The following is a 14,242-nucleotide window of genomic DNA, read 5'->3' as shown; positions in this document are numbered from 1 at the left end:
TACAAAAAGTTTTAGAAAGTTATTTAGAAGCTTTGGCTTTGAGCAAAAGCAGAAATTGATCTTAATGAGAAATAGTTATTTAAGATTATTTTTTAATAATTATATCTGGAAAGAAATGCTTAACACAGTTAGTGTAGTCACCAGCTTTGAAAGCTGAGAATGGTGTTTGGTAACCCACTAGTTTACATGCATAAGATTTACCTTCAGGATTTTTAGCTACCCAACTATAGTCCTCTTCCCAGTAGATGCTAGTAGCACCAGCGCCTGCAGCATCAAATTGTTTCATTAGTTTACAACCTAATACTTCATCTGCTGGTATTTCTACACCTAGGTATTTAGCAAAATTCTCATAGTAGTTGATACGGTTCATAGATTGAGCAACCTCTACGCTGCCACCACATTCTACACCACCATTGATAATTTGGGTTGTAACACCAAATCCTGGGGTTAATCCGTTAGTCTTATCAGCAGCGTTTGGTTTCCATGTGCCATCAATTACGTGTAGCATAGAAGGTTTTGGAGGTTGCGGGTATACAAAGAAAAACACAGCAGAAGCTAGGTTTAACCATGTATCTGCAACTAATTCTGGATTGTCTAATAACACTCTTACATCACCATACATAGCTTCTGAGAAAGGACCATAGTTATAGTTATAACTTAACTGTTTCGCGCCTCTACCGAAATATGACTTGAAATCACCATTTTCAAACTTTCCACAAGGCCAAGTTTTTCCTTGCCAAGTATCAGGGTTACATTCACCATTATAGCCACCACGCATGTTTTCATCCCAACCCATTTCACGGACATGAACTAGACCTTGACGCCATTCTGGAACTTCCCAGTGTATTGTGTGACCACCAGTTTCTTGAGTAAAATGAGCAAACATAGTAGCTAGTGACTTACGACAGATGGCATCAGCATTCCTACCATCATCATAACTTCCACAGAAAGCTGGAAATTTAGCAACAGCTTTTAAAAAGTTTTCGTAAGTATACTCTGGTGATCGTTTAGGAAATATGTAATCCCAATCTTTTTCAGAAATTATACTCTCAACTCTTTTTACGTTTTCTGGGTTGCTAGGATCTTTAGCTTTAACTGCTTCGACAATATTATTATCTCTAGTTCGGATCGAGTTTTTAATTTCAGTCATCAATGGATCACTAGTTAATTCAGCTTCTTTTGCATCTAGTTCTGCTTGGGTAGTTACATATTCATTACTTGGATCAACTGGATCAACTGGATCAACTGGATCAACTGGATCAACAGGGTTGCTAGGGTCATAATCTTCCCAAGCCATATACCAAGCACTTCCTGTACCTGGAGCATAAGCCCAAGCTGCTCCTGAACACCAAGCTGCTACTCCGTCTTTACAACGATAAAGTTTTCCATCTTTTTTAACTATATCTCCACTTTTGTATGTAGTAGCTTCCGAATATTGTGGGTATTCTGAACCAGGATCAACAGGATCAACAGGATCAACAGGATCAACAGGATCCGCTAAACCAGCTTTAAAATCTTGAACACTAAAATCAGGAGCACTAGGAGAAAATTGTATAGTAGCAGATTTTCCTTTTTTTAGAATCGTTGGGTTACCACTCCAATCCTTCGAAGTTATAGATACAGAACTACCATTAGTCTCTAGGTCAGTATTACCTAGGTTCCAAACGCTATTTACTTTTACTCCATTAGTTAGTTTAAAGCTAATAGGGTTTTTAACTAAGTCAGTATCTCTATCACAACTAAATTTGATACTAGCTGTCCAACCTGTGTTAACTTCTTCAGTACTACAGTTAGCAAACGCTGCAGTATTTATCAAAGCTAAAGTTAAGGTAGAAATTACTTTCATTTTTAAGCGCATATTTTATTCCTTTGATTTGTTGTTATATCTCCTCTTAAAGACGGAAACATTTTATAATATGAGCTTTAGAAAAGCTAGAGAATAAATGGTTTTGAACTTGTTAGATTTTAATAATATTCTTGTTATTTATGATACGGGTGTCCTTCTAAAATAGTGTGTGCCCTATATATTTGCTCTGCTATTATTATCCTAACTATAGGATGTGGAAAAGTCATTTTTGAAATAGAAATTTTATCTTTAGCTAAGTTTTTAATGCTTTGATCAATACCATCTGGTCCTCCAATCAAAATTACAATATTTGGGTTGTTAAGTTTCCAATTTTGCATTTTGTTAGCTAATTCCTCAGTAGATATTAGCTTAGATTGAACATCTAATATAACTAGATAGTCATTGTCACTAAGCCGGTTTAGTATAGTCTTTGCCTCCTGCTCTAACCATAGAGTAGGGTTACCAGTTTTAGTACGCTTTGCTATAGGTAATTCTATAAGTTCAACAGGGATGGCTTTACTAAGGCGTTTTTTGTACTCTTCAAAACCATCTGTTACCCACTTAGGTGGTTTTTCACCTAGTGATAAAATTTTGATTTTCATAACTATCTAGCAAAACAAAAAAGGTTACTGTGGGAAAATTCAGGATTATATTGGTAGCCCTCAACCTTAAAATTTTTAATATCTTGGATATTCTTGACTCTATTTTCAAGGATAAATCTAGCCATTAAGCCACGAGCTTTTTTTGCGTATATGCCTATGGTTTTGTAAGAGCCATTTTTATTTTCCTTAAAGTCTATATCTAGCCAGTTAGCCTTTAAAAGCTTTTTATCAATAGCTTGAGAATACTCATTAGAAGCTAAGTTTACTAAAGTTTTATTTTCTTGGTTTTCAAAAAGCCTATTTAACTGAGTAGTTATCTTATTCTGCCAGTATTTGTATAGTATCTTATTGTCTATTTTGATTTTTGTACCCATTTCTAATCTATATGCTTGCATTAGATCAAGAGGGCGTAAGAGTCCGTACAAACCAGATAACATTAGTAAATGCTCTTGAGCATAGTTGATAGTTTTTTCATCTAAAGTTTCAGCATTTAAACCTTTATAAACATCACCATTAAAAGTAAATACAGCAGCTTTTGAGTTTGTGCTATCGAAGTTAGTTGGTTCAAAACTGTTATGCTTATCAAAAACTTCTTGTGCCAATTTAGGGCTTATTTTCATTAACTTTTCAATTTCTTCAATTTCATAGTGTTTGAGCTTATTTATCAACTCTTTGGTTTCTTGCTTAAATTCTGGTTGCGTAAAATTATAATTTGCTTTTTTTGACTCAAAGTTTTGGCTCTTTGCAGGGGAAATTACGATGATCATTTGTTTAACATTTATTTAAAAATTCACTTTGCTAAATAATACCAATTTATGAGCAATAATGGAATTTGCAATGAGAACTTGTAATTTAAATTTATCTCTAGTAATATGTAGCCTGCTGACTTGGTTTCCACGCAATGATAGATTGTGAACCCCGCCAGGTCCGGAAGGAAGCAACGGTAACAGTTGATTCATGTGCCGTGATAAGGCTAAGTCAGCGCTTTGAAAAAATACTCTTTTATAAATTTACCCTTATTTGTGTTCTAAAGATTCTCTGGTATTTATGGCGTTTTACATTTTATTTACCTTTACTTTCTGTATGGCACACCCAGAGAGTGTTTTGTAATGGTATTTTAGAGCTAATTGAAAAAAATAGGGTTTATCTTATAATTAGAGGTAAAATGTTTTTTACAATCGAGCTTTAAATGAAAAAAATCCCTATAGGTGTTAGTAGTTGTTTAATTGGTAATAATGTTCGTTTTAATGGTGGTAATTGTCATAAATCATACATAACAGGCGTTTATGCAAACTATTTTGATTATAAAGTAGTCTGTCCAGAGATTGCAGCAGGTTTAGGTGTTCCCCGACCTACTTTATTTCTAGTCGAAGATGCCACAAAAAATTTTTTAGCTGTAAAAACTAGTAAAATGCATGATGATATGACTGATAAAATTAATTCAGGCATTGAGCAAATAATCTCTAAACTGGATACTGTTTATGGATTTATTCTGCGAACAAAGTCTCCTAGCTGTGGAGTTCAAACAGCAAGAGTTTTTGACGCGCAGCATAATTATACTGGAACTAAAGCAGACGGTATATTTGTTAAAGCGTTACGAGAATATGATCCATTACTACCTTTAGAAGATGATGGTAGACTTACAGATAAAACGTTACGTGATCACTTCTTGAGAAAGGTATTTTGTTACTATGATCTTAAAACTACTTTTATGAATTGTGAAAATATAGCACAAATGATGGAGTATCATTCAAAACATAAAGTTTTGTTACGTTTATATAACAATAAGTTAAAAAAAGAGTTAGGCAATATGTTATCGGATTACTCACAAAGCTTAAATCTACAGACGCTTAAGAGTAAGTATATAGAATTTTTTATGCAAGCTATGGATAAGCCTGTAGGAAGAGGAGCTCATTATATGGCTTTACAGAATGTCTTAAGAGAAATAAATAAAAAAATTTCGAAATCGCAACGCCAATATTTACAAGAAATTCTTAATAAGTACAAAGATAGTAAAGTAGCTTGGGATGTTCCAGTAAGTATCATTAAGATGTATTTATTGGAACTCGAATTGCCTTATTTGAATAAACAAAGTTATTTAAATCCTTATCCTGATGACCTTATGACAATTTAAATTTTAATTCTCTTGGGTAGAAACATAGCTACTGGTAGACATATTATTGTAGGTATTAAGATAGTAATAAAAGCATGTTGGTAGCTTGTAATATCATAAAGGTTTGAGCCTGATATCATAGATCCATGTCTTGATAGAATATAGCCTATTGTTGGTAATAGTACTATAGGTATGAGGTTGTTAACTATATTTACACACGCTGTGCTTGACCCGGAAGCCCCTGGTGGTGATATAACTTTAGCTATAGTGAAAGTAATTGCTTGAGGACCAATCATAGCGCCTAATAAAAAATATAAGAGTATAAAGGTATTCCTATCAAGAGGTATATACATTAATATACTTGTAAGAATAGCTAAGCTTGAAAGACTAATAATAATCATTAGTCTAAAACGATTAGTATAAGCTGCAATTATTCCAAAGATACCAAATCCGACCGCTGCACCTATAAATAAAAAACTATTAATATGAGAGGCTATGACTTCGGGTACATTCAATTTTGTTTGGATAAAACTAACTCCCCAAAGTGAGCCTAAAACATTTATAGGCATAAACATAGTAGCCCCTACTGTACTAGCAACCCAAAATCTGACGTTAGTCAAGATGCTTAGTAACCTCAAAGTAGCTTGTTTGAAGCTACTTTCATTAATGTGAGAAAACTTTTGTACATGTTTAGGGTTATCTTTTATAAAAATAATTATTAATATAAAGAGTACTACTCCAAAGTAGGTAAATACATTATTACCTTGTTTCCACCCAAAATTATTTACTAAAGAAGATAATACAGTGTCAGTTACTAAGCCTCCTAGAATTCCTACAATTGTTGTAAAACTAATAAACGTTGAGAAAAATCTTTGAGGTAACCACATAGCAGCCATTTTAGCAGCACCAATAAATCCAAATGCTGAACCAATCCCCATTAGTATTCTACCTGTGAAGGCAATCTCATAATAGTTTGTAGCAGAAAATAAATAATTACCTAACACGCATAGACCAGTAGCCACACCTATTACAGTCTTGCGATTATATTTATCTATTATAACTCCTGCTGGAATTTGCATTAAAGTATACGAAATAAAATAAGCTGAAGACAACCAACCTATTTTTGCACTGTTGATATTAAAAGCATCTGCTAAGCTATGCGACATTACTCCAGGGGCAGCTCTAATAAAGAAATCATAGCTATAGTTTAGAGTAGCAATTAGACAGATGATCCAAGCCATAATAATTAAAAGTTTCTGATTTGGTAAATGTGATTCGTTATGCATAAAGATAAGTTATATATTAAGTAACAAACACGTATAGTAGCCTTTATTTTATAGATTAGCAATATTTAATTTAACTACTTTTTTAGGGTTTATGAACAAAAAATATTAATAGTATCGGATGTGATTAAATATAGTTTTTGAAATTAAATAACTCATTGAATTACTAGTGAAATACTAATGTATCAGAAATAAATTGATCAAGTATGCTACTTATTTCTATACTGGCAAAAAGGTTGGAGATGAGAAGCTATTTGAATTTAATAGGTAGTATCAAATTTTGATAGTTATAATTTAATTTAAAACCTATATACTTATAGAGTCAGTAATGGAAAGGGTAGTAAGTTAATGTAGGTGAATTTAAATTAATTACCTGTTTAATGTGCCACGATGAAAGTAAAGAAATTAATAGTCATTTAGAATGTATAGTGTTTTATTGCAAATAAAAAAAATCAAAAACTTAAATCTTGAGAAAGTAAATATAGCTAGTGTCTTAGGAAATAGATATTTTAACGTTTTTAGTTTAAACCCAAGTGACAATGAATGGAAAGAAAGTGTATCTAAACATAGACATGCTTGGTATTTAACAGAAGAAATTAACAATAAAAGACGTAAAATAACTTTACATTTTAAGCCTGGAAGTATAGATATAACTCTATTAATATTAGATCTCGGCTACGATGGTCTTAGACATTATATATCTAACACTAGAACAATGTGTTGTGTCCTTGGACAGCGTACTGTGGAAAATGCACTAGAGCCGTATGCGTTAAAAATTATTGATAATAAAAATGAACAAATATACCAACAAATAAGTACTCAAAAAACATCATCCGTTTTAAATTTGTTCAGCGATCAAGAGGATTGTGGTACACCAACGTTTCGTGGCTTGAAAGAAAAATGGTATCAAGAACAACAGGATGCTGAGAAGTATCAAGAACAACAGTTTGTTGGTGGAATAACTATTGGAATAGGTGATAAAGCACAATTTCAACCTTATTCAAAAGATTTGTCTGGTATGCGATTTGATAATAAAGCTGTGAATGAGAAAATAGAACCTATTCAATTCATACCACAAAAAGACTTTGAGTATAGCTTTGTTATAGATTACAGTGCAAATAAAGAACAGTGCGTCATTTATGAAGTTCAAAGTTTACATTCTTCTAATATATACCATGGAGATGAAAAGTTTAAACCAAGATACGATAAGTTTTTTATAAACGAAAATAATATTGGTGTCCCTGGTGTAATTGATTACGATAAATGTTTACAGAGAGCAGCAATGGCAGCTTTCAATCTACCAGAAAAATTTTACCCTAAATTTATGATAATAAATAGACCAGGTACACTTGGCGAGCAATTTAAAGAAGGTGAAATAAATAAATTAAAAAATTTCTATGAAGAATCTAAAAGGCAGGCTGTACAAAAGCGTGAAGGTACAATAGGAAGCGCAAATAGATTTTACCATAGAAATGACCCTGATTCGGTATGCCGTGATTTAGCTTCGGGGTGTCTTCATGTAGGTGGTATGAGTTTCGAACATATAATTATGTACGGATTGGAGAAACATCAAAGTTATGATTACTATCAAAGGCAGCAAAATAAAATTAATCAATATGATGATGAAATCGTTGGTCATAAGGTCGTATCTAAAAAAGAATTTGATTCTCGCAATCCACTATCTAGATCAGGGGTATACCTCAGGGATATTGTCTTTTATAATCCAAGAACAACATCTATAAGAGTATATAAAGTATATAAAACTATTATAGGTGATATAAATGTCACTACAGATAACCATTCTGGAAAAGGATTTCTACAAGATAGATGGTATCTAACAAACCTAGATCCAGATCAAACTGGCATTAAAATGGATAAAAGTAAACAAAAAAACCCGCATGTTTGGGAAATGTATACAGAAGTGGGAAAGTGGATTGAGAGGATATGTGGTAATTTAGGTAAGGATGAAAGATATAAGAATTATGGGTATCCTGAAAAGGAATTTGCACATCCGGATCATAGTTTCCAAAATACTTTTTTTGATAAAAATTCTTTGGCAAAACATTGTTTAAATGAAGTCGATTTCGAAAGAACTATAGAACAATTGCGAAATAAAGGAGTTTCAGTTTCAGGTTAAATTGTAGAAGTTCTAATGGTGCTCATTAGATAGATTATCGATAATTTTTTGTTGTTCTTTTTCTTTTTTAACAGCAAGAGTTTTATCTTCGGCTATGTACATGTACACCACAGGTAAAACGAATAATGAGAACATTGCTCCTATCACTAGCCCACTAGAAATAACAACACCTATACAGTTTCTACTAATTGCACCAGCTCCTGAAGAGGTTACAAGTGGTATAACACCTACAACCATTGCTGATACAGTCATAAGTATTGGTCTAAGACGTTGGGATGATGATTTCACAATCGCATCATATTTGTTAAGACCATCTACTTTTTGTAAGTGGTTAGCAAACTCAACTACCATGATCCCTTGTTTTGAGATCAGTCCTATTAGTGTTACTAAACCTAGTTGTGTATATATATTTAATGAAGCCCAACCAGCTCCTAAATATTGCCCTAGGTATAAGGGAATTAGTGCTCCAGATATTGCCATTGGTATGGTTACAAGGATTACTAATGAATCTCTAAAGCTCTCAAACTGAGCTGATAAAGCTAAGAATATAAGAATAATAGCAAAACCAAAAGCAACCATCATAGTGTTACCATTTTCAATATATTGACGTGCAGATCCTGAGAAGTTGTAAGCGAACCCTTCAGTAAGTTCACTTTTTGCTAACTTCTCAACATAGTCTATAGCTTGGCCTTGAGTTACTCCAGGTGACATAACAGCAGAAATTGTTGCAGAGTTGAGCTGTTGGAACGTATTTAATGTAAGAGGTTGGCCTTCTGTATGGAAACTAAGTAAAGCTGATAATGGTAACTCAGAGTTAAACAGATTATCAGTAGCATCTGAACGGATATAAATATTGCTTAGTTGCTCTTGGGTGAGCATTTCATTACGGGCTAACTGTGGAATTACCTGGAAACTATAACCTTTTAAAAAGAAGTAATTGATGTAGCCTCCAGCATATGAATAACTAAGAGTTCTAGCGATATCTGACATAGTAATGCCAAGCATACCAGCTTTTTCACGATCTATATCGATATCTATGACAGGGTTATCAAATTTAAGGTCACTTTGAGCAAATACAAACAAACCACTTTTCATCATCTTACTAATTAGGTTATTTGTCACTTCATTTATAGCTTCATAATCATTGATGCTTTGAATAACTAATGACATAGGAGCTCCACGTGGTATCCCTGGAAGAGAAGGTGTTTGGTATGTATAAGTTTGAATACCAGGAAGATCGGTAACTTTTGATTGGACTATATTTGCAACTTTACCCTGAGAAATGGTACGATCATCCCATGGTTTCATTATAAAGCCACCAAATATTACATTTGAACCCATAACACCATTTAGTATAAAGACATTTTCTTTACCAGGGGTTTCATCTAATACTTTTTCAAGTGGTTTACTAAACGTTTCTAAATAGTTAATGTTGGCTGATGAGGGAGTTGTACCCATTATACCTAAAAAACCTTGGTCTTCATTAGGAGCTAGCTCTGATTTAACACCTCTAATCATAATAAAACAACTAGCAAGGACTATTATACCAACTATAGCTATTGCTGGCTTAATTTCTAATATAAATTCTAAAAGAGCTTTATATTTAGCTGTTAATTTACTAAAAAATCTATCTATAAAGACCACCAGTTTTGAGCTCATCATTTCACGGTTAAGTACTTTTGAGCACATCATAGGAGAAAGTGTATAAGCAACAAGCCCAGATATTAAAACTGAACCGGCAAGAGAATAGGCAAACTCTGTAAATAGCTGACCTGTAAATCCACCCATCATCCCAATAGGGGCGTACACAACCACTAAGGTTAATGTCATTAATATTACAGGATTAGCTATCTCACGAGCCCCTTTAATAGATGCAGCGAAAGGTTCCATACCTTCTTCGATGTGTCTATAAATATTTTCAAGTACTACAATAGCATCATCAACTACTAGACCAATAGCGAGAATCATAGCTAATAAGGTCAGCAAGTTTATTGAAAATCCCATAATCTTCATAAAGAAAAAAGCTCCTATGATAGATAACGGAATAGCAATAATCGGTACAATAATAGCTCTAAGTGAACCTAAAAATAAAAACATCACAATTGATACAATAATTACAGCTTCTATTAAAGTATGTATAACTTCATCAATAGAGCTTTCTATATAAAGAGTGCTATTGTAGGCAATATCAACATCTAAACCATTTGGTAAGCTTGCTTTTATACTTGGCAGCTGATCAACGAGTTTACTTACTACTGTAAGAGGATTCTCTTCCGGAGAAACTACAGCGCCAGCCAAAACAGCATTTTTATTATCAAAAGTTACAGATGAATTATAATCCTGTGCACCAAGTTCTACTTTAGCGACATCTTTTAATCTGATTATTTGATCACCAGATTTTTTTATAATCAGGTTTTCATATTCTTGAGAGGATGACATGCTTGTTTCAGGATTAAGAGTATAATTTAGGTATGGTCCTTGAATTTGTCCGCCAGCAGAAACTAAGCTATTGGATCCAACTGCTGTTGCTAGCTCAGTTGGAGTTATTGCATATTCTGCCATATGTTCTTTATTTGGGTATATACGCATAGCGTATGGTTTAAACCCCCAAATGTTAACATCTGTTAACCCCCCCTGAGCTAGTAGTTTAGGTTTTAGTTCAGAGTTTACATAAGCTGATATCTCAGATGTATTCATAGACTTACTGGTAAAAGCAAGTATCAAAGAGGGGAAATTATCAGCTGGATTTAATTTAATCGAAGGAGAATAGGCATCTTGAGGAAGCCTATTTAATACAGCATTGACGTTCTGGACTACTTCTGATAGTACATCGTTGGAATTATACCCAAGTTTAACGTATACAGTAATACTACTAGTACCTAAAGCAGACTCAGAAGTCATGTAGTCGATACCTTTTGAGGTGCCAACAGATGATTCAAGGGGCCTAGTTACAAACGCTTGGATTGTAGATGGGTTAGCTCCTGGATAACTGGTTGTTATGGTTATTGTTGCACTATCTATATATGGATATTGTCTAATCTGTAATGTGAAAAAAGAGCCAATACCGACAACGATAATCATAAAGCTTATTGAAAGTGATAAGACTGGTTTTCTGATGAAGATATCAATAAGTTTCATTACTGTATCCCTTCGTCGTAGATGTTATTGTCTATTTTTACATCATTATTTATTACAGCGTTGGTACCTTTACGAACTTTGTTTTGCCCAGATGTAACTATCGTAGTGCCAGCTTTGAGTCCAGATACTAGAGCTAAGTTATTTCTGGTGTCTAGAACTTGGATGTTTACTTGGCCTACTTTATATAAGATTTTATCTGTATTTACAGTTTCCATGCTCCCATTAGCAGTTGATGTATAAGAGGCTTTTTGGGGTTTACCATCTGGGTTAAGTGCGGGCTTTAAAGTATATACAGATTCACCATATAGACTATAAGAAACAGCATTTCTTGGTATAACTATGGAGTTTTCCTTTGGTGGTAAGTTTACATGGACTGTTAAAAACATGCCTGGGAAAATCTTACGATCAGGATTATCGTAAGTAGCTTGAACCATGATTGATCTGTTCGTTTGGTTAATAAATGAGTTCATGGCAGTAATTTTTGCTTTAAAAGTTTCTCCTGGAAAAGAGTCTGAGTAGAAGCTTATTTCTTGACCAACGCTAATTAGACTGACTTTGTTTTGTGGTACTGGGAAGGTTATAAATATAGGATTTATTTTTGTCAATGTAGCTGCGCTATCCCCATTATTAAAATACTGACCTAAGCTTATATTTCTAATACCTATCTTACCATCAAAAGGTGCTCTGACTACTTTGAAAGCTATTTGGGATTCAATATTTTGTACTTGTGCTATATTAGATAAATAATCAGCATCAGCTTTATCAGCAGTTTCTTTAGAAGTTGCTTTTTGTTCAGCTAGTTGATCATATCTATCTTTAGTTAATTTGGCAAGTTTTAGTTTTGCAAGAGCTTCTTCTAAATTTGCTTTTAATTGACTTGTGTCAAGCTTAAAAAGTAGATCTCCTTTTTTCACTTCTTGGCCACTTTTAAAATGTATTTCGCTGACAATACCACCTGATTGAGATGATATTTCGGTAGATTGAACAGCTTGGGCTTCACCAATAGTATTAATTATTTGCTTCCATTGTGTTTCTTCAACTACAGATGAAGTTACAGCTACTGGTTGAGGCACATATGATGCCATCCCATGTTTGATTAAGCTTTGTACAAAGCTTGTAAAGCTAAATATTCCTCCAAATATTAAAGCTGCTCCAACTACAACAGCAATAGATGCAACTTTTTTATCCTTTAGTCTTGAAAATTGTTTCTTTATAAATCCTAATTGAAATATAAAGTATACAATGGCTATTGAAACACCAATGTTTCCCAAGGCTAGCCAGGCTAGTACTAAAGTCGCTATAGTAAAAGCTAAATAATTTTTTTTACTAGCATGAATTTTCTGTTTTGTATTGGACAGAATTTTTTTGTAATCTAACATCTATTTTTCTACCTTTTTAAAAAGAATCATAAAAAAAGAAATTGCATTTATGATTAATAAACTTGTAAAGAACATTAAGCTATAAACTGCTAAGCTGATACCAGAAATTTCTTCGGAAATATCAGAACAATTTTCTACAGCACCTGTAAAAGCTTTTGTAGCTTGGATGATCAGAGTATTATCTAACATACCACATGAGCTGTCATATGTTGATGCATTTATTGAAAAATACTGAATATATGTTTGATATGCAGCTACATAAAGCCCCGCGATAATAACTGCGAAAATAATAATTCTAATTATCAAAGAAAAAATAACGAGCTTTTTTTTAACCCACCCTAGAATACTAAAGATTGCTACTGTAATTACACTAAGTTGCTGTAGCAAACACATAGGGCATGGCTTCCAATTTAGTACTATAATTGTAAATACAGTAGTTATGATAGCTAGCGCACAAACTAAAGTATTAATTGGGAATATTAAATTATCACACCTTTTCATTTTTGAATTCAATAAAATATATTATTTTTTGGTTCAAACATTAAATTATTGTATCATAAAAAATATAGTTTTTGACAATATCTAAATGTAGTTGATAAACTCTTGGTTTGAGTAAATTTGTCGGTGTCGAGTTCACTAAGCATTTAATATCTAATTTATTTATATCTGAAACTAATTTTTTAAGTAGCTTAAGTTTAGTTATTGGCTTATGTATATTTTCGCCTTGATACAAAATTTTTGTTAAACGTAAGTATGCTTTCATGGTTTTGCTAAATAGACACTTATCTCTTAACAGGTTTGCATTTTTTAATAGCGATAAGATTTTTTTTGGATCATTTTTTTCTTTAGATTTAAGTATGGTGTGGATGTTATTGACAGCCACTATTAATTTATATTGATTATTCGTTAAGAATAATTCTTTTCTAAAGCTGTTTAATAGATTTGGATCTATGTTAAAGAAAGTTAAAGCTATTTTTATATCAGTAGTTGCTAACCTGTATAGATTATGGTGAAAAAAGTTTCCGGAAGGTATTAAGTTTAATTGTTTATGAATACTAGGAAAGAGTATTTCTAAAGATTTTAATTCATTTAGTGACTCAAAAAAAACCCGAGGATTTTTTAGTGATTTTATAAACTCCATATACAGACGTGCTTTTGCTATATGTAGAAGCTCGTCAGACTCTAATATGTTATTGACCACCTTTTTTGTTTCATCTGCTATTTGAAAGTTAAATTCACATAATTGTGTTTTAAATCTAGCTAGTCTAACCACTCTAAGCGGATCTTCACAGAAGGCCTCTGAAGTATGTCTGAGAATTTTATTTTTTATATCTTGCTGGCCATTAAAAGGGTCAATGATATTATTATTTTCGTCTAAAGCTATTGAGTTAATGGTTAAGTCACGTCGTTTTAGGTCCTCTTCTAAAGTTGTAGTTATAGAAAATTCTGGCTTAAAACCGTGATAGCCTTTAGAAATTTTACGTTCGGTCCTAGCTAGAGCATATTCTTGTTTTGTTATGGGGTGGATGAAAACTGGAAAGCTTGATGCAACTTTTTTAAATCCTAGTTCCTGCATTTTTTCTGGAGTGGCACCGACAACTACCCAATCTTTATCTTTTGGAATTAATCCAAGTAACATATCTCTAACAGCACCACCTACTAGATAAGTTTTCATCGAGCTAAAGCTAAGGTTATTTGTCTGTTTATGTTAACAGAAAAAAGTGTATAATGTTGATTTATGTAT

Annotated in this window: 10 protein-coding genes and 1 other RNA gene; 3 read left to right on the top strand and 8 right to left on the bottom strand. The window is 32.9% G+C overall.

Translation table 11 applies throughout. From position 1 onward, the window contains the following. Positions 1 to 85: 85 nt before the first annotated feature. The 3 genes from FRA_RS06820 to yaaA form a co-directional block, all read right to left on the bottom strand. A complete protein-coding gene (locus FRA_RS06820) occupies positions 86 to 1,858 on the bottom strand; it encodes a glycoside hydrolase family 19 protein (RefSeq protein WP_035720201.1) in 1,773 nt (590 codons plus the stop codon). Between the two features lie 122 nt (positions 1,859 to 1,980). Further along, positions 1,981 to 2,448: a 23S rRNA (pseudouridine(1915)-N(3))-methyltransferase RlmH gene (gene rlmH, locus FRA_RS06815; RefSeq protein WP_035720200.1), complete on the bottom strand. Its 468-nt coding sequence runs from the start codon at positions 2,446 to 2,448 to the stop codon at positions 1,981 to 1,983. Positions 2,449 to 2,450: 2 nt separating this feature from the next. Further along, positions 2,451 to 3,215 (bottom strand): peroxide stress protein YaaA, encoded by a 765-nt coding sequence (yaaA, locus tag FRA_RS06810; RefSeq protein WP_035720198.1) that lies wholly within the window; start codon positions 3,213 to 3,215, stop codon positions 2,451 to 2,453. Between the two features lie 118 nt (positions 3,216 to 3,333). On the opposite strand from yaaA, the gene ffs reads away from it, so the two are divergent. Further along, an RNA gene (gene ffs / locus FRA_RS06805) (signal recognition particle sRNA small type) lies at positions 3,334 to 3,430 on the top strand. Positions 3,431 to 3,637: 207 nt separating this feature from the next. Then, positions 3,638 to 4,582, top strand: a complete 945-nt coding sequence (locus FRA_RS06800; protein WP_035720196.1) for a YbgA family protein — start codon at positions 3,638 to 3,640, stop codon at positions 4,580 to 4,582. Here FRA_RS06800 and FRA_RS06795 read toward each other — a convergent pair. Further along, positions 4,579 to 5,847 (bottom strand): MFS transporter, encoded by a 1,269-nt coding sequence (locus tag FRA_RS06795; protein ID WP_035720194.1) that lies wholly within the window; start codon positions 5,845 to 5,847, stop codon positions 4,579 to 4,581. The two genes, FRA_RS06800 and FRA_RS06795, sit on opposite strands and share 4 nt — an antisense overlap. A gap of 418 nt (positions 5,848 to 6,265) precedes the next feature. Here FRA_RS06795 and FRA_RS06790 point away from each other — a divergent pair, with 418 nt between their 5' ends. Further along, positions 6,266 to 7,981 carry a hypothetical protein gene (locus tag FRA_RS06790; protein WP_035720192.1) on the top strand — a complete coding sequence of 572 codons (1,716 nt, stop codon included), beginning with the start codon at positions 6,266 to 6,268 and terminating at the stop codon, positions 7,979 to 7,981. 12 nt (positions 7,982 to 7,993) lie between these two features. Here the strand turns inward: FRA_RS06790 and FRA_RS06785 are convergent, their stop codons facing one another. The 4 genes from FRA_RS06785 to FRA_RS06770 are packed head-to-tail and all read right to left on the bottom strand — an operon-like array spanning position 7,994 to position 14,173. Then, on the bottom strand, positions 7,994 to 11,119 hold the full coding sequence (locus tag FRA_RS06785) for an efflux RND transporter permease subunit (protein ID WP_035720190.1): 3,126 nt from the start codon (positions 11,117 to 11,119) through the stop codon (positions 7,994 to 7,996). Further along, positions 11,119 to 12,498: an efflux RND transporter periplasmic adaptor subunit gene (locus FRA_RS06780; protein ID WP_035720188.1), complete on the bottom strand. Its 1,380-nt coding sequence runs from the start codon at positions 12,496 to 12,498 to the stop codon at positions 11,119 to 11,121. Before FRA_RS06780 ends, FRA_RS06785 begins: the two co-directional genes overlap by 1 nt. Beyond that, positions 12,499 to 12,999 (bottom strand): disulfide bond formation protein B, encoded by a 501-nt coding sequence (locus tag FRA_RS06775; RefSeq protein WP_035720186.1) that lies wholly within the window; start codon positions 12,997 to 12,999, stop codon positions 12,499 to 12,501. It abuts the gene before it with no gap. A gap of 40 nt (positions 13,000 to 13,039) precedes the next feature. Beyond that, positions 13,040 to 14,173, bottom strand: a complete 1,134-nt coding sequence (locus FRA_RS06770; RefSeq protein ID WP_035720185.1) for a tRNA CCA-pyrophosphorylase — start codon at positions 14,171 to 14,173, stop codon at positions 13,040 to 13,042. Positions 14,174 to 14,242: the final 69 nt, after the last annotated feature.

It is taken from the genome of Allofrancisella heilbronnii (assembly GCF_000710735.2).
In the GTDB taxonomy this organism is placed as follows: domain Bacteria; phylum Pseudomonadota; class Gammaproteobacteria; order Francisellales; family Francisellaceae; genus Francisella; species Francisella frigidaquae.
The sequence above is the reverse complement of the archived record's forward strand: the minus strand, read 5'-3'. Positions and strand labels throughout refer to the sequence as shown.